The organism is Corynebacterium glyciniphilum AJ 3170, assembly GCF_000626675.1.
Taxonomy (GTDB): Bacteria; Actinomycetota; Actinomycetes; order Mycobacteriales; family Mycobacteriaceae; genus Corynebacterium; species Corynebacterium glyciniphilum.
Window position 1 is genome coordinate 2,401,263 of sequence record NZ_CP006842.1, and the last position, 16,301, is coordinate 2,417,563.

Consider the following 16,301-nt stretch of genomic DNA (forward strand, 5'->3'; position numbering starts at 1 on the left):
GGACCACCATGACCAGCACATCACCGCTCGCCGTCGCCGAGGACCACATCGTCCTGCGCGACGCTGTCCAGGGGTGGCGGGACGCCATAGAGATTGTCGGCGGCATCCTCGTCGACAAGGGCAACGCCACCCGCGACTACGTCGACGCCATGATTGCCTCGATCGCGGGGCCGAACGGCACCTACATCGACCTGGGTGCCGGCATCGCGCTGGCGCATGCCCGTCCGGAGAACGGCGTGCAGTCGACCGGGCTCTCCGTCCTCCACCTGGGCGAACCCGTCCTCCTCGCCGATGACCCGACGCACCCGGTCACCGTGTTCATCGCGCTGGCCGCCGTCGACTCTCGCGGCCACCTCGACGTCATGAAGAACCTGGCGCGGGTGCTCACCGACGAAGACCTCCGACAAACGCTCCTCAACGCAACCACCTCCGCGGACATCGTGTCCGCACTCTCACCGAAGGAATGACAGACATGAAGATTCTCGCAGTGTGCAGCACCGGCCTCGGTTCCAGCTTCATGACCAGGCTCAACATCGAAAAGGCCGTCAAGGAACTCGGCGCGGACGGCGTCGAGGTCGAACATGCCGACCTCGGGTCGGTCTCCCCCGGCTCGGCCGACGTCATCTTCGTCGGACGCGACATCTACGAGGCCGCGTCCGGCCTAGGCGACGTCGTCTCCCTGGACAGTCTCATCGACATGGACGAGATCCGCACCAAGACCGCCGAGGCGTTGACGCGGCACGGCGTGCGCTTCTCCGGCGAGGGGTGAGTCCGCCATGAACGGAGTACTCGAACTCCTCCTGGACATCTTCCGGGAGCCGTCCGTCATCGTCGCCCTCATCGCACTGATCGGCCTGTCCGTGCAGCGCAAGAAGGGCAGCGACATCATGAAGGGGACGATCAGGACGCTGGTCGGCTTCCTCGTCCTCGCCGCCGGTGCCGGGGTGGTCAGCGGTTCCCTGGAGCCGTTCGGCGACATGTTCCAGGAGGCCTTCAACGTCCAGGGCGTGGTCCCGAACAACGAGGCCATCGTGGGCACGGTGCTGGTGACCTACGGGTCTATCGCCGCGTTGATCTTCTTCTTCGGCATGATCGTCAACGTCCTGTTGTCGATGACCTCGACGTTCAAGTACATCTACCTCTCGGGCCACGTTGCGTTCTACATGGCCGCGATGATCGCGGTGATCTTCAAGGTCGCCGGCTTCGCCGACTGGGAGGCCGTCCTGTGGGGCTCGATCGCCCAGGGCCTGATCGTCACTGTCTCCCCTGCCCTGGTGCAGCCGTTCATGAAGCGGGTCACCGGCACCGACGACGTCGCCCTCGGGCACACCGGTGGCGCGGGTATCGCCCTGAGCGGCCTGGTCGCCACCGTCACCCGCAGCAAGAAGCACCCGTCGAAATCGACGGAGGACCTGAACCTGCCGTCCGGGCTGGGCTTCCTGCGGGACACCACGGTGATCACCGCCCTGTCGATGGGCTTGATCTATCTGATCGTGGCCTTGTTCGCCGGGTCCGGGTACATCGAGGACAACCTCAGCGACGGCACGAACTACATCGTCTTCGCACTGATGCAGGGCGCGACGTTCTCCGCGGGTGTGTTCATCATCCTCGCCGGCGTGCGCGTGGTGTTGGGCGAGATCGTCCCGGCGTTCAAGGGCATCAGCGAGCGCCTGGTGAAGGACGCCAAGCCGGCGCTGGACGTGCCGATCACCTTCACTTTCGCGCCGAATGCGGTGCTCATCGGTTTCCTGTCGAGTTTCGTCGGCGGGCTGCTGGGCATGGGCATCATGGCGATGGCCGGCACGACGATCGTGGTGCCCGGCGTGATCGCGCACTTCATGACCGGTGGCGCGTCCGGCGTGATCGGCAACGGTGTCGGTGGCCGGCGGGGCGCAGTGCTCGGCGCCTTCGTCAACGGCCTGGCCATCACGTTCCTGCCGCTGTGGCTGCTGCCTGTCCTCGGCGACGTGGGACTGTCGGACTCGACGTTCTCCGACGCCGACTTCGGTGTGGCGGGTCTGTTCCTCGGCTATCTGAACCAGGGTGGTGGTCAGACGGCCATCATCATCGGCCTGGTTGCCGCGGTGCTGGTGACCTACGCAGCGTCGTTCATGATCGGGCGACGGGGGCAGAAGGTGGACGTGGATGGTGCCGAGGAGGCGTCAGCGGAGTCTTCGGAAGCTGCGAAGTAGACGTCTCTTCCGCATCTGCAGGCAATGCCTGTACCCCTGCCACTGACGCGTCATCTGCGGCAGATGCCACTGCCTTCGGCGGCAAGGGTCAGCCGAGCGTTCCACACTGTCGTAACAATGACAGTGCAACCTCCCTGCCATTACAGAAGTCGGAGGTACTTCTTCCTTGCCCGCATGCAATGAATGAGCTCTTCGGTACCGTCGTCCCACAAGAGCACGACAACTTCCAGCAGTCTGCCGCTGCTATCGAAACCGAGACGCAGTACCCTCTGAGGATTCTCGTCGTCCAACCTCATGACAAGCACCGGCCAGGTAGCAGCCTCAATACCGTCCGTCTCAGAAATACCGTGTTTGAGCGCGGACGGCCGAACAATCATGCGGAACGGGCCCAGTCGCTCAGGGCAGCGCGAATCGCCTCTGAACGGTTGAGGTGTTCCTTGTCCGCCCGCTTCATCACTGCATCAAGCTCGGCGTCAGTGAGTCGCACGGGGACGACTCTGGAAGCCTCACTGCCGCGCGCTGGACGTCCGATGATCCGCTTCTGAAGCTCCTCGACGTCGTATCCCTCTTCTGCCTCGGCAACCCAGGCATCAACCTGTTCTTCAGAGACCTCTTCACCATGCATCTTCCTCATCATGGTCACTATCGTAATACGGAAGTAGTGGAACGGCTAGGGTTCACTGACGCATCGACGACGAGAACAAGCGACCACTCGTGGATCATCCTGCTTACCGGGACGCCGCAGCGTCTTCTCCGCATCAGAACATGCTCGTCCACGACGGACCACCTAGATAGCGGAATCCCACTGGCCTACGCCGACTATCCCACGGTCTCCCGAGTCGATGACGCGACACTTTCGACCCAGCACCACTGGCCGCGCGAAGGCGAATCGGACGCAACGGTGAAGAAGTCGCAATATCAGGCGAGACCCCCCTTGTGACCGTGAAGAAGGACGCCACGCACGATCCTGAGGAAAATCTCCTACTTCGCCGACGAAACTAGTGTCGAGACAGTAAGGTCCGGCATCAGCCGACCTACCACCGACGGCGGTCCCGTCCGTTCACCGTCACAGTTAACACGAAAGTCACCGATGGATCCCCTGCATCACCACATTACCAATTATCTCCGAAATATCCAGACCCGGTCAAATCTGCAGGACTACGAGTTCACCTCCGAGGAGAAGTTCGCGAGCATCACTCTCGAGACTCTACGTTCCGGGACACTGCCATACGACGTCACCACCCGCTTCATCCAGAAATCCTCGGCGGGCAAGAAGCCGAAACCGGTCGACGTGGTGGTCTCATTGGTCACCTTGCAGATCAGAGGCAGAAAGGAGGGGCTCCTGCTTCTCCCCGCCTCCCTCGATGAGAATGGGACACTGACAGCGGACCTCACGTCCTCTGAACCGTGGATCCCGGCCAGTCGGCTCACCACGCCAGGTATTCCCGCCAGCGGAGTAACGGTCGGAGAATTGTCGACATTCTGGCGTTACCGGCTCAATGACTGGCCTGAGGCGGTCTCCCACGTCGAATCCTGGGCAGATGCCGTGGATGCGTGCCTGGAGATGTTCAAGGCAGTTGGGAACGGTTCTGTCGAGGAAAATGCCATGGAGAACGGTGCCAAGGTCCTGTATGCGGACTGTTTCCTCTCCGCGGAGTCGGTGGTTATCGCCAACGGCGCGATCCTTGACCTCTACGGTCATCTCCTCTCACAGAAGGAGAAGGCACGGTTACCAGCCTACGAGCAGCTACTCTCGCTCGCCGAGCGTCCCCGCCATAGCTCCGACGTCATCGATGACGACACGTCCCGACTCCTCCAGACCGCTCTGGCATCCTGCGGCAGCATGAGCGACGGATTTCCTCTGACAGATTCCCAGCGCCGAGCGGTCCACGCCTTTCTCTGGGACGGTGGCGGTGACGTGACCGCCGTCAGCGGCCCGCCAGGGACCGGCAAGACCACCATGCTGCAATCCGTGGTCGCCAGCATGTTGGTCCGCCACGCGCTCGACGGTCGCCCTGCGCCCCTGATCATCTGCACCTCCACGAACAACCAGGCGGTGACCAACGTCATCGACTCCTTCAGCTCGGTGTCGAAGGACGATTCCGGTACGTTCGATCTCCGCTGGTTGCCCGGCGAAGATGCTGACAGCGACACCGGAGCCACGTCAGAACCCTTGTCTGCCCTGGCGACCTACTGTCCGTCCATGAGCAAGGCAAGGGAGGTCAATAGCAGGTATCTCGTCGAGGACACCCGGAAGTCCGGTGTCTACTCCCGGTACTCCACCCCGGACTATGTCGCCACTGCCACGGCCCGGTTCCTCGAGCAAATGCAGGCCCATGCGTCGAGCACCGGTGGTGTGGTCGCCGGCGCCCAGACTCTGGCCGAGGCCACGCAGGTCCTCCGCAAGGCGCTCCACCGCATCGACGAAAGCCGGTGTGTCCTACTCAGGGAGAAGGCAGAGGCCGAACTCTCCGCCGGGCCCCGGGTGAGTCGGTGGCTCGCCGCCGAGATCCGGGACGCCGAGGAACAGCAGAGCCTGTTCCGTGCCCGAGGCCTGTTCTGGAAGGCCCGACGTGACGAGGCAGAGGCGGCACAGCCACACCGGGACCCCTCCGATGACTTCTTCGTGATCGAGCAGAACTACACCGACGACGAACCTGCCCCACGCTTCGACACAATCGAGGAGTTCGTCACGTTCTACGACACAGAGGATGACCGTTTCTCCCAGCGTATCAATGCTCTTGACGCTGCACGCCGGCAGAAGGAACAGGAGGAGGCCACTGCCATGGCGATGACGCCTGCGGCGGAGCAGGCGCTGAACTGGCTCCGCAGACTCGGTGCCCTGACCGAGGTGGGGGAACAGGAGATCAGGGAATCCGTCAGCCTCCTCGATCTCGACAGAAGCCTCGACACCACGGTGCGGTACGCGGAGTTCTGGATCGCCGTCCACCTCTATGAGGCACAGTGGCTCTCGTTCGCCTCCGGGGTGGACGCAGACAATGCGGTCATCCCCGTTGCGGAGCGGAAACGGACGTCGCAGCGGTACATGGAGAAGTACTGGGGCCAGATTGCGGCCCTCACCCCGTGTTTCGTCATGACTGCCTACCAGCTGCCCAAGTACTTCAAACTCTGGACCAGGAATGAGGAGGATACGCGGTTCGACCTGGAGCGGGCGGATCTGCTCATCATGGACGAGTCAGGTCAGGTGGACACCTCCGTCGGTGCCGCCGCCTTCGCGGTCGCGAAACGGGCACTCGTCGTCGGGGACGTCCGACAGCTCGCCCCGGTCTGGAGCATCGACCCGGAATCGGACCGGCAGATCGCTTCGACCCTCGGCCTGGCCGACCAGTGGGAGGACATGACCTTCCGCGGGCTCACCTCGTCCGACCACTCCTCCGTGATGGCCGCCGCCGCATCGGCCAGTAACTGGTCCTACGGCGTGGACGCTGATCCGGGACTGTTCCTGTCCGAGCATTTCCGCTGCCATCCCGGCATAATCAACTACTGCAACGACCTGCTCTACAAGGGCATGCTGGTCCCCTCCCGTCCGGTCGAGGGGTACAAGCTGAAGGACCGGACCGTCAGCCCCTTCCTCGTCCACGAGGTAGCGGGCTCGGAGAGCAGGAGGTCGGGATCCAGCAGAGTAAACGACAGGGAGGCGAACACCATCGCCCACTGGATCAACGACAACTTCCGTTATTTCGCGGACATCTACGACCCGGCCGGCCAGTCGCCCGATCAGGTTGTCGGTGTCGTCACACCGTTCGCTGCCCAGGCACGGCTGATCTCACGGAAGATCCGTGAGATCGGTGGCCCCGCCCTGGGTAAGGCGGTCACGGTGGGAACAGCGCATCGGTTGCAGGGGGCGGAGCGCCCGGTGATTCTGTTCTCCTCGGTGTACGGGGACCGAGACCCCCAGGCAAGCTTCATCGACAACACCCTGGAGCTGATGAACGTGGCCGTCTCCCGGGCGAAGGACCTGTTCATCGTCTTCGGAGGAACAACCCGCTGGTCCGATCAGGGAGAAGTCTTCGGCCTCGTCCACAAACACGCGACGAAAAGTAACTGCGACTTCGCAGCGAGCGAAGTGGCCGAGCGGCCCGTCGAGCAGGACGCTCCCACTGCCGCAACAACGACTGCTACCGCAGAACCTACGTATCGGACCGTCAAACGGAGCGAGTCCATCGAAGCGGGCTACGCCATCGCCAGCGTTCTGGTCAAAAATCTGATTCTCCCCTCCGGTTCCACCGAAAACCCAACGGCCAAAGCATTCAATAAAGCCCTAAGGGACGCTGAATACATCGTCCGTGGTGAGCACGGCCCAGTTCCCACCGCTAAAGGGGCAGCTCTGGGAATCGCTGTCTACGAGGGTACGTCGAAGGACGGGGAACCCTACGTGAACCCGATCTACTCCCCGGAGGCACAGCGAGCGCTAGCTGACATGATCAACCGAGGTGAGATCGTTATATAAGCCTAACTGGAACAGTGCAACGGCTTGCAGTGTTCCCGGAGCGACCTCGGAGGTAGATCGCCAGGGACAGCCCCCGAGTCGTCCGAGACCGTGACGCTGGTGTAGTAGCACCGCATATTGTCACGGAGCCGCACACCCTTATACAGGGGTTCTCGTAAGTCCGTGAACCGTGGCAACGAAGACGCAGGCACCCCCATAGCCTAGGCTGACCTGACCAACGAGATCGTCGGGAATCCCTCAGGAGTTCACCTCGGCCCGGATCACGTGCTTCAGGAGTTTCCCCGACGGATTCCGCGGTAGCCCCCGGGCCACGATGACCTCGCGGGGGATCTTGTACTTCGCGATTCTCCCGGCAAGGTGTTTCCGCACCTCATCGACGCTGAGGTGCTGCCCATCCAAAGTCACAACGACCGCGACCACCGTTTCACCCCATTCCGGGTGCTGACGACCCACCACGGCGACGTCCCGTACCCCGGGGATCGCCATCACCGCGTCCTCGACCTCGGTGGAGTACACGTTCTCCCCACCGGTGATGATGACGTCCTTCTTCCGGTCCACAATGTAGACATACCCGTCAGCATCCACCCTGGCGACATCCCCGGTGCGGTACCACCCGTCGATGAACACCTCAGCCGTCGCGGCCGGGTCAGACATATACACACTCATCACCGAATCCGCGCGCATCCAGATCTCCCCCTGTCCGTCAGCATCGACATCCCTGCCCGCATCGTCGACGACCTTGAGGTCCACGCCGAACATGCCGCCCTTGCCGATGGAACCGGCCTTGATCAGCTGCTCTGACGGTTGGAGACAGGAGCCGGCCGGTCCCGTTTCGGTCATTCCGTACACCTGGTAGAAGTTCCCGGTGCCGTAGGCGTCGATGAGCATCCTCGCCTGATCCTCCCCCAGCGGTGCGGCACCGTAGATCAGCTTCTCCACGCTGCTGAGATCGAAGTCCCGGAGATCCTTCCCCTCTGCCTTAGCCTTCTGCACCGGCGCGATATAGGCGATCGGGGCGCCGAACACGGAGGTGATGCGCTCCTTCTCGAGCGTAGGCAGGAGCTCAGCGGCATCGAACTCGCGCATCAGCACCACGGTCCCGCCGATGTACATCGTGGTCAGCAGCCAGTCGTTCAGTGGTGAGGCATGCCAGATCGGCATGATCATCAGGAACCGTTCATCCGGGGTGAAATGCAGTGTATTGGCGATATTCGGCGACAGGGCGCTGATCCCGCGGTGGGTGTGAACGCACCCCTTCGGCGCGCTTGTCGTACCTGAGGTGTAGAGCACCTGAGCGTAGTCCTCGTCCGGTGCGACGCCACCGATGAAAGGAGCAGCCGCCGCGACGGCGCGGTCGAAGTCTCCCTCCTCCCACCCGGTCTGCATCCAGGTGATCTCCGGCCCGCCCTGTCGTGCGGTGTCAATGACAGCATCCGAGGCGACACCGAACACTCCCCCGGAATGCCGGACGATGTGGCTGATCTCCTCGGGCTGAAGTTTGTGGTTCGCCGGCACGAGCACCGCTCCCGCGCGCCAGATGCCGTACATCGCGACGACGAAGCCGGGGTCGTTCAAAGTCATCACCAGAACCCTGTCACCAGGTCGGACACCATTGTCGACGAAGACAGTCGCTGCCCGGTCTGCGGCCTCGCGCAGTTCCCGGTAGGTCATCGACCTGCTCCCCCACTGCAACGCGGGGTGATCGGGGCGACGTCGAACGGTGGCGTCGAGGGAATCAAGGAGGTTCATGGGGAGGCTGCCTTTCGGTGGTGGTGTGATGTAGCCTGAGTCACAGTGAACCATAGTTCACACCTTCACGAAAGAACCGTCACTTCCACCGACCAGAGAAGACATCAGGACGCATGCCCTACCAGCAGACCGAGAAAACCCGAGCGCACGCCCAGGGGCGACGCGACAGCATCCTCCGCGCCGCGACCGCCCTCATTTCGTCCGGTGGATTCGCGGCCGCTTCCGTGCGCGCCATCGCCGAAGAGTCCGGGAACGCCGCCGGCTCGGTCTACCGCTACTTCGACAACCGAGAGAAACTGCTGGCAAGCGTCTTCCGGTCGATCGCCGACCGCGAATTCCGCGCCGTTGAGTACGCGACAATGTCAGCACCTCCCGCTATCGGAGACCGCCTGTCGTCGCTCCTGGCCACATTCTCCACCCGTGCGCTGCGCAACCCGACAATGGCAGAGGCCCTGCTCTTCGAACCGGTCAACCCGCTGGTCGAGGCGGAACGACTCACCTTCCGCCGTCGCTACCACGATCTGGTCGTCACGGTCATTCGCGACGGCATTCTGGTCGGCGAGATCCCCGACCAGGACGCCGAGCTCAGCGCTCGTTCCGTCATCGGCGCCAACGCCGAAGCCCTCATGGGACGGCTCAGCCCCGAATCCTCCGTCACAGATCCCGACTATCTGATCGCCTCCGTCACCACGTTCTGCCTCCGGGCGTTAGGAGCACCACAACCATGACCACCCATACCGTGTTCAACCAGTCAGCGCCGCGCGTCGACGTCAACGAATTCAGCACAAACACCGCACTTCAGGATGCAGTCGCAGTCTTCGCACCAGACGCCGACACCGCCCGGTTAGGCGGTATCGGCGCGGAGGTCGGTTCCGCCTCCTACCAGCACGACGCAGAACTGGCGAACACCATCACGCCCGTACTCCGTTCCCACGACCGCTGGGGGCATCGCGTTGACGAGGTCGAATTCCACCCCGGCTACCACCGCATCATGGAGCAGTCCATCGGGTGGGGACTCCACACCTCGGCGTGGGCGAATCCCCACCCCGGGGCGAATGCGGAGCGTGCTGCGGCGTTCATGCTCGCCAGCCAAGTGGAGCCGGGGCACGGCTGTCCGGTCTCCATGACCCATGCCGTGGTGCCGGCATTGCGTCTGGCACCCGATCTGGCGACGGAGTGGGAGCCGAAGCTGCTGTCCACCAGTTACGACCCGGAGTTCCGCGACCCGGCCACCAAAGACGGCGTGATCTTCGGCATGGCGATGACGGAGAAGCAGGGTGGATCGGACGTCCGGGCGAACACGACCACCGCCACACCCAACGCGGACGGCACGTGGTCGTTGACCGGGCACAAGTGGTTCTGCTCGGCACCGCAGTCAGATGCGTTCCTGGTTATCGCGCAGGCCGCGGGCGTCCCCGGGGGTCTGAGCTGTTTCCTGGTGCCGCGGGTCCTTCCGGGCGGCGAGCGGAACGTGTTCCTGATCCAGCGGCTGAAGGACAAGCTCGGCAATAAATCGAATGCGTCGTCCGAGATTGAGCTCAACGGCACCATCGGCTGGATGGTCGGCGAGACCGGACGAGGGGTCCGGACGATCATCGAGATGGTCAACCGCACGCGGCTGGACTGCATCTACGGCACGGCGGCGGGAATGCGCCAGGTGGTGGCGGAAGCGGCGTGGCATGCCCGACACCGTTCTGCGTTCGGGGCGACGTTGATCGACCAACCTGCGATGACCACCGTGATCGCTGATCTCCAGTTGGAGGCTGAGGCGGCGACGTGGACTGCGTTGCGTCTGGCGTCGGCCCACGATGACGGTGCCGGAGAAGAGGACTTCCGACGGTTGGCGACAGCGGTGGCGAAGTACTGGGTGTGTAAACGGGGCCCGCACCATGCCTACGAAGGGCTGGAGTGCCTCGGCGGCAACGGGTACACCGAACTGTTCCCGCTGGCGCGCCGGTACCGTGAGCAGCCGGTCCTTGCGGTGTGGGAGGGCTCGGGGAACGTCATCGCTCTCGACGTTCTCCGTGCGCTGGTCAAGCAGCCTACCTCGGCGGAGGCTTTCGACGCAGAGATGGCGACCGCCCTGGGACGGGACGAACGCTACGACGCGCAGGTCGCCCGCATGCGTGGCCTACTGTCGGAGGTCGCGGCGCGCCCGGAGAGCGCAGAGAGGAACGCACGACGGCTGGTCGAGTCGATGGCCCTGACCCTGCAGGCACAGGTTCTGCTGACTCACGCGCCCTCGCATGTCGCTGACGCATTCCTCGCCGGACGGGTGGATCCGGTGACGCGGAGTATGGAGTACGGGACGCTGGGTGAGGGGGTCGACGTGGACAGGCTGGTCGATAGGGCGTGAGACGACCGTGACGACTGTTCTCCTCCTCACGGAACTCTCGACGTAGTTCAAGGCACCATATTCTGACGCTTCGGAATTCAGACTGGTGCTACGGCCTGCACAGATGAGAATTATCTCACCTTGGATCGTGTGCCCCCCTACCCACTGTCACGCATAGCGAGCAGAGGGCTCAGGTCATGCCCAGCAGGTGATCTCTCCCCTTCCTGCCTCCGCCGGAACAGGACCGTACCCGGTCTTCTTTCCCCAGGGCGTTAGGTCGGTTCGCTCGCTTGCAGGGCTCAGAGAGGCGCTTACGGGATGCCGACATAATCTGAAGTTGCTGCCAGGTCGTCTGACTGCCCCTCAATCACGCCGGGGACGGTTCAGAACTTTTGAAGACTTAACCATTGCTTACCCCTCCTGACATTCAGGACAATTCCTCCCCATAGCCGTGAGCTGTGATGTAAGACACAGCATCCGCCAGCGGACGGCTACGCATCACGGACAGCCGTCGAACAATCGGTCCACACCCATGAGGAGGAGTCAGCCCATGACTACGCTGCCAGCACCGCACATCGATGTCCTACTGGACATCAAGACCACACTCGGAGAGGGACCTCTCTGGGACACCGAATCCGACCGTCTGCACTGGGTTGACAGCGCCGACGGTCGGATCTTCCGCTCCACTGCAGACGGCAGGGAACTCCGGTCCTGGGAAGTCGGCGAACCGGTCGGATCCATCGCGCTCAGCGACGACGGTACCGCCTTCCTCGCCGCGCTCAAGTCCGGTCTCTACTGGGTCGACCAAGCGACCGGGGACAAGACCCTCATCACCAATCCGGAGGACGACGACCGGACACGTCTGAACGACGGAAAGACCGACCGGCAGGGACGTTTCATCGTCGGGTCCATGGACACGCTGGAGGACGAGCCCCTGGGTCGTCTCTACGCCTACTCTCCTGACAGCGGTATCCGTATCCTCGACGAAGGCATCATCTGTTCGAATGGCCCCTGTTTCAGCCCTGACGGGAAGACGCTCTACTTCAGTGACACCTGGACCGGCGACATCTGGCGCTACGACTACGACCCCGAGACCGGGGACGCCACCAACCGCAGCGTCTTCGCCAACGTCGACACCTCCCGTGGCGGTGCCGCTGACGGTGCGACGGTGGATTCCGAAGGGTACCTCTGGCAGGCACTAGTCTACAGCGGAGTCATCGTCCGCTACGCTCCGGACGGAACCGTCGACCGCACCATCGACATGCCGGTCCTCAAGTGCACCAGCCTGAACTTCGGTGGCCCCGACCTGGACGTCCTCTACGTGACGTCAATGGCGAAACCTCCGCTGCCCCGGTTCCCGGGCGACGGACAACAACGTGGGGCCCTTTTCTCGATCTCCGGTCTCGGTGTCACCGGTGTTCCCGAACGACGCTTCGCCGGAAACGTCTAGGAGGCACCCATGTTTACCCGAATGAAAACCTCTCTCAGTCAGATCCACCGCTACTCATGGGTCTCACTGTCCGTCTGCTGGCTGATCTGGATCCTCAACGCCTACGACCGGGAGATCGTGCTGCGCCTGGGTCCGTCGATCTCGGAGACCTTCGACCTGTCTCCGGACACCTGGGGCGTCATCGCGTCCCTCATTATGCTCGCCCTTGCCGTGATGCCGATCGCGGGATCCGCCATGAGCGACCGGCATGGCGGTGGACACAAGCGGGCGGCATTCCAGGTCCCGCTGGTCATCGGGACCACCGCACTGGCCTTCCTCTCCGGCTTCAAGACCGTCAGTCACAACATCGTCGCCTTCATCGCGATTCGGGTGGGTGTGAACCTCGGTGCCGGCTGGGGTGAACCCGTGGGGGTGAGCAACACCGCGGAATGGTGGCCCCGGGAACGTCGCGGATTCGCTCTGGGTGCCCACCACACCGGTTACCCGATCGGGTCACTGCTCTCGGGCGTCGCCGGAGCAGCCGTGCTCACATGGTTCGGCGACGACGGATGGTCCTACGCTTTCTTCTTCAGTCTCGTCTTCGCCGTGCCGATCATGCTGTTCTGGCGGAAATACTCCACCAGGGACAAGATCGACACCCTCTACGCCGACATCGAGGCAAAGGGGCTCACCGCCCCCGAGGTCATCACCGAAACCGACGAACGCCCGAAGGGCATTCTGCGCAAGGTTCTCACCACCCCGCAGATCACCGGCACGGCAGTCACCACGATGCTCACCCAGATCGTCTATATGGGGGTCAACACGGTCCTGCCGTTATACCTCCACAACATCGTCGGGTTGTCGCTGGCGGAATCGGCGGGGCTCAGCGTCGTCTTCACACTCACCGGCATTGTCGGCCAGGTCCTGTGGCCGACTCTGTCAGACCTCTTCGGACGTCGGGTGACCATCGTCATCTGCGGAATCTGGATGGCAGTCAGCGTGGGATGCCTCTACTTCGCCACCACGTCCGTTCTTGTCGTGGTGGTGCAGCTGGCGTTCGGTCTGGTCGCCAACGCGGTCTGGCCGGTCTACTACGCGACAGCTTCAGACGCCGCTCCTGAAGGTGGAACCTCCACGGCCAACGGAGTGATCACGACCGCCATGTTCATCGGCGGAGGCATCGCCCCTGTTCTCATGGGTCGTCTCGTCGGCCTCGGCGGCGGATGGGAGGAGTCGACCGGATACGTCTACACGTTCCTCTGCATGGCGGGCTTCGCGCTTATCGGTGCACTGATCCCCCTGTTCATCCGGCACGTGCGCCCTGCAGCGCCGGACACCGGCCAGGCCACTGCCGCCCGGTAGACGGTTGAGGTCCGACTCCTCCGTCGGACGACCCACACAGTAAACCCCCGACGGCGCAACGCCGTCGGGGGTTCGCTCTACGGTCAGCTCACCGCCTACCCGCCCGCCAGCAGTGCACGCACCGCATTCCGGTCCGTCTTCATCCCCACCGTCCGTGGGATCTCGTCGACGGCGAGGATGCGGACCGGCACGGCATACTTTGCAATACGTCCACGGAGTCGCCCCAGAAGCCCCCCGACATCAGTGCCCGGGCCAACCACCACCAGGGCTGCGGGAACCTCCCCGTAAAGCTCGTCGGGGATGCCGACCACGCAGGCGTCCTCCACGCCGTCGAGTCCGCACAGTGCGTTCTCCACGCTGTTCGGGTGGATCTTCTCTCCACCCCGGTTGATCTGGTTCTTCAACCGGTCCACGACGTAGAGGTACCCCTCCTCAGTGAGGTATCCCAGATCCCCTGTCGTCAACTCTTCCACGGCCATGAACTGGTCGTCGGCGTCCAGGTAGCCGGGTGAGACATTGGTGCCGGAGAGAGTGATCTCACCGACCTCGTCCGGCCCCAGTGCGGTCCCGCGCTGGTCAACGATGCGCACGCTCACGCCGGGCACGGGTGTCCCGGACGAACCGATGAACGGGGAGGATGCGGCGTCCTCGGGAAACACCGTGGCCGGTGAGGTCGTCTCCGTCAGACCATAGACCGTCCGGAAGGATGCCCCGGGCATGCGGTCCGTCAACCGCTGGATCCGTCCGGGCGGCATGTTCGCCGCACCGCACGCGAGCAGCCGGACACTGTCCAACTGTGGACGGTCCTCCGGCCAGTGCTCCACCATGAGCTGGAAGATCGTCGGCGATCCGTGGATATAGGTCGCTTCGACCTCCTCCGCCCACCGGATGAACGCCACCGGGTCGAAGCGACGCTGCAGATGAAGCGTCATCCCCAGGTAGACGCACTGCAGCGCGACGGCAACCACGCCGGTGACATGGTACAGCGCGGCACCGAAGACCATGCTGTCGTCTGCCGTCAGGTCAAGGGCGTGCTCGTATGCCGCAACAGCATGCATGATGTTCCGGTTGGTGAGCACCACCCGCTTCGGCGTCCCTGTCGTTCCCGACGTGAACATGTGGACAGCGGGCGCTCCGGGATCCGTCACGGCACCTGGCACCGGTCGTCCCGACGAAGCCAGGAGGTCCGACAGAGCCACGGTGGCGGGAACAGGGAAAACACTGTTCCCGATGGACCGCCGATCATCGGCGATGAGCACGTCGATCCGGGCTGTACGGATCATCCCGGCCAACTCGGCGTCCGAGAATTTTCCGGGAAGCATCACCGACGTCGCCCCGATCCGGTTCACCGCCAACAGTGCAGTGAGGAAACCAGACGAGTTGTCCAGGAGAAGCCCGACTCTCGTTCCGGGACGTGCGCCGATCGCCCACAGGTTCGCCGAGGCTGTCTCCGCCTGGTTCAACAACTCCCCGAAGGTCAGCCCGTCACCGGAGTCCTCAGACACCGCTGTCTTGTCCGGGTACCGTGACGCAGTGCGGCACAGCGCCCCCCACGCGCTGAGCGGCACCCGGCTGAACGTGCCTGTGGTCGCCTCGTACGGGCCGGAAAGCAATTCTGTCGCTGTCATCATTCTTGTGTCTCTTTCCGTATGTAGTCCGCAACGTTCACTCGTAGGTTCTTCGCGCCTCGCTCCAACGACACCTTGACGGGCACCGCGGGATCACTGATCTGCACCACTGCCCGGAACACCTCCGGGACAAGGTCGGATGCAGACGCTGACACCTTGCCCGCGAAGGCGACGGTCGCGACGCCTTCACGAGCCGCGGATGCTGCAACGACGGCCGGGGCCTTGCCGTGTCCGGTCTGGACGTCCACACTTCCCTCACCGGTGAGGACGAGATCAGCTCCGCGACACACCTCCGGGAAACCCACCAGATCCAGCAACAGGTCGGCACCGGACTCCATCCGGGCGCCCAGGACGGCGAGCAGGGCAGCACCGGTGCCACCGGCGGCACCCGCACCAGGGGTCTCCCGGACCTCCGCCAGATCGCTGTCGCCGTGATCGGCCAGCACCTGTGCCCACCGTCCGAGAGCTTCGTCAAGAGGCCGGACGTCCTCCGGCGTGGCTCCCTTCTGGGGAGCGAAGACCGCAGCCGCGCCGGTGGGACCACACAGGGGGTTGGTGACGTCTCCGGCGATGACGACCTCCACCTCCTTCCACCCGGGGTCCAGCCCGGACGTATCGAGACGGCTGGCCCGTGCCATACCGGCGGCATCGGGAGTCACCTCCTCGCCGTCACCGTCGACCGCACGGGCACCGAGAGCATGGAGCAGACCGAGACCGCCGTCGTTGGTGACGGAACCGCCGAGCCCGACGATGACCGTGGCCGCGCCGGCGTCGAGAGCGTGGTCCAGAAGCTCCCCGACGCCTGCCGTCCCTGCGGCCCAGATGTTGCGGCGCTCCGTGGGCACGAGGTGTATGCCTGCGGCTTCCGCAAGTTCCACCACAGCAGTGGACGTGGAGGGAACTAAACCCCACGTCGCGTCCACCGGTGTGCCGTCCGGCCCAGTCACCGTCGTTGTCCTGAGCTCACCTCCGAGCGCGCTGGTCAGGGCGAGGACGGTGCCTTCTCCGCCGTCGGCGATCGGGACTGCCACGACCTCTGCGGCCGGGTCCACATCGTGGATCCCGGCCGCCATGGCGGCGGCAGCCTCGACCGATGTCAGGGATTCCTTGAACGAGTCGGGTGCCACAACGAATC

General features: G+C 63.8%; 13 protein-coding genes. 8 read left to right on the forward strand and 5 right to left on the reverse strand.

The features are described from left to right. Nucleotides 1–8 precede the first annotated feature (8 nt). From CGLY_RS11215 to CGLY_RS11225, 3 genes are read left to right on the forward strand one after another with little or no spacing between them, the layout of a single operon-like run. A complete protein-coding gene (locus CGLY_RS11215; protein WP_038549450.1) occupies nt 9–467 on the forward strand; it encodes a PTS sugar transporter subunit IIA in 459 nt (152 codons plus the stop codon). 5 nt (nt 468–472) lie between these two features. Continuing rightward, the gene (locus CGLY_RS11220) at nt 473–769 is read left to right on the forward strand and encodes a PTS sugar transporter subunit IIB (protein WP_038549452.1); all 297 of its coding nucleotides are present in this window, start codon (nt 473–475) and stop codon (nt 767–769) included. Nucleotides 770–776: 7 nt separating this feature from the next. Next, on the forward strand, nt 777–2,192 hold the full coding sequence (locus tag CGLY_RS11225; RefSeq protein ID WP_038549455.1) for a PTS ascorbate transporter subunit IIC: 1,416 nt from the start codon (nt 777–779) through the stop codon (nt 2,190–2,192). A 140-nt stretch (nt 2,193–2,332) separates the two neighbouring features. Here the strand turns inward: CGLY_RS11225 and CGLY_RS17805 are convergent, their stop codons facing one another. Together CGLY_RS17805 and CGLY_RS11235 are read right to left on the reverse strand one after the other, a co-directional pair. Continuing rightward, on the reverse strand, nt 2,333–2,569 hold the full coding sequence (locus CGLY_RS17805; RefSeq protein WP_038549457.1) for a hypothetical protein: 237 nt from the start codon (nt 2,567–2,569) through the stop codon (nt 2,333–2,335). Then, nucleotides 2,566–2,829, reverse strand: coding sequence for a ribbon-helix-helix protein, CopG family (locus CGLY_RS11235; RefSeq protein WP_038552741.1), 264 nt, complete (start codon nt 2,827–2,829; stop codon nt 2,566–2,568). Before CGLY_RS11235 ends, CGLY_RS17805 begins: the two co-directional genes overlap by 4 nt. A 453-nt stretch (nt 2,830–3,282) precedes the next feature. Between CGLY_RS11235 and CGLY_RS16795 the strand changes: the two genes are divergently transcribed. Further along, nucleotides 3,283–6,663: an AAA domain-containing protein gene (locus CGLY_RS16795; protein WP_052540086.1), complete on the forward strand. Its 3,381-nt coding sequence runs from the start codon at nt 3,283–3,285 to the stop codon at nt 6,661–6,663. 237 nt (nt 6,664–6,900) lie between these two features. Here CGLY_RS16795 and CGLY_RS11245 read toward each other — a convergent pair whose 3' ends face one another. Beyond that, entirely contained in the window at nt 6,901–8,412 is a 1,512-nt protein-coding gene (locus tag CGLY_RS11245) for a class I adenylate-forming enzyme family protein (RefSeq protein ID WP_038552747.1), read from the reverse strand. A gap of 113 nt (nt 8,413–8,525) precedes the next feature. Here CGLY_RS11245 and CGLY_RS11250 point away from each other — a divergent pair, with 113 nt between their 5' ends. The 4 genes from CGLY_RS11250 to CGLY_RS11265 all read left to right on the forward strand — a co-directional run bounded on the left by CGLY_RS11250 (nt 8,526) and on the right by CGLY_RS11265 (nt 13,538). Continuing rightward, nucleotides 8,526–9,140: a TetR/AcrR family transcriptional regulator gene (locus tag CGLY_RS11250; protein ID WP_038549460.1), complete on the forward strand. Its 615-nt coding sequence runs from the start codon at nt 8,526–8,528 to the stop codon at nt 9,138–9,140. Continuing rightward, nucleotides 9,137–10,768 carry an acyl-CoA dehydrogenase family protein gene (locus CGLY_RS11255; RefSeq protein WP_038549462.1) on the forward strand — a complete coding sequence of 544 codons (1,632 nt, stop codon included), beginning with the start codon at nt 9,137–9,139 and terminating at the stop codon, nt 10,766–10,768. Before CGLY_RS11250 ends, CGLY_RS11255 begins: the two co-directional genes overlap by 4 nt. Before the next feature lie 529 nt (nt 10,769–11,297). Beyond that, nucleotides 11,298–12,197, forward strand: coding sequence for an SMP-30/gluconolactonase/LRE family protein (locus CGLY_RS11260; RefSeq protein ID WP_038549464.1), 900 nt, complete (start codon nt 11,298–11,300; stop codon nt 12,195–12,197). A gap of 9 nt (nt 12,198–12,206) precedes the next feature. Continuing rightward, entirely contained in the window at nt 12,207–13,538 is a 1,332-nt protein-coding gene (locus CGLY_RS11265; protein ID WP_038549466.1) for an MFS transporter, read from the forward strand. A gap of 95 nt (nt 13,539–13,633) precedes the next feature. Here the strand turns inward: CGLY_RS11265 and CGLY_RS11270 are convergent, their stop codons facing one another. Further along, nucleotides 13,634–15,169 (reverse strand): class I adenylate-forming enzyme family protein, encoded by a 1,536-nt coding sequence (locus tag CGLY_RS11270; protein ID WP_038549468.1) that lies wholly within the window; start codon nt 15,167–15,169, stop codon nt 13,634–13,636. Next, on the reverse strand, nt 15,166–16,293 hold the full coding sequence (locus CGLY_RS11275; protein ID WP_265101947.1) for a glycerate kinase: 1,128 nt from the start codon (nt 16,291–16,293) through the stop codon (nt 15,166–15,168). The genes CGLY_RS11270 and CGLY_RS11275 overlap by 4 nt, the downstream gene beginning before the upstream one ends. Nucleotides 16,294–16,301: the final 8 nt, after the last annotated feature.

What these genes read in the sequence shown, in the direction of transcription:
- CGLY_RS11225 (WP_038549455.1), top strand. Translation starts at nt 777, where the DNA reads ATGAACGGAGTACTCGAACTCCTCCTGGACATCTTCCGGGAGCCGTCC.
- CGLY_RS11215 (WP_038549450.1), top strand. Translation starts at nt 9, where the DNA reads ATGACCAGCACATCACCGCTCGCCGTCGCCGAGGACCACATCGTCCTG.
- CGLY_RS11250 (WP_038549460.1), top strand. Translation starts at nt 8,526, where the DNA reads ATGCCCTACCAGCAGACCGAGAAAACCCGAGCGCACGCCCAGGGGCGA.
- CGLY_RS11245 (WP_038552747.1), bottom strand. Translation starts at nt 8,412, where the DNA reads ATGAACCTCCTTGATTCCCTCGACGCCACCGTTCGACGTCGCCCCGAT.
- CGLY_RS11270 (WP_038549468.1), bottom strand. Translation starts at nt 15,169, where the DNA reads ATGATGACAGCGACAGAATTGCTTTCCGGCCCGTACGAGGCGACCACA.
- CGLY_RS16795 (WP_052540086.1), top strand. Translation starts at nt 3,283, where the DNA reads ATGGATCCCCTGCATCACCACATTACCAATTATCTCCGAAATATCCAG.
- CGLY_RS11260 (WP_038549464.1), top strand. Translation starts at nt 11,298, where the DNA reads ATGACTACGCTGCCAGCACCGCACATCGATGTCCTACTGGACATCAAG.
- CGLY_RS11220 (WP_038549452.1), top strand. Translation starts at nt 473, where the DNA reads ATGAAGATTCTCGCAGTGTGCAGCACCGGCCTCGGTTCCAGCTTCATG.
- CGLY_RS11255 (WP_038549462.1), top strand. Translation starts at nt 9,137, where the DNA reads ATGACCACCCATACCGTGTTCAACCAGTCAGCGCCGCGCGTCGACGTC.
- CGLY_RS11235 (WP_038552741.1), bottom strand. Translation starts at nt 2,829, where the DNA reads ATGATGAGGAAGATGCATGGTGAAGAGGTCTCTGAAGAACAGGTTGAT.
- CGLY_RS11265 (WP_038549466.1), top strand. Translation starts at nt 12,207, where the DNA reads ATGTTTACCCGAATGAAAACCTCTCTCAGTCAGATCCACCGCTACTCA.
- CGLY_RS17805 (WP_038549457.1), bottom strand. Translation starts at nt 2,569, where the DNA reads ATGATTGTTCGGCCGTCCGCGCTCAAACACGGTATTTCTGAGACGGAC.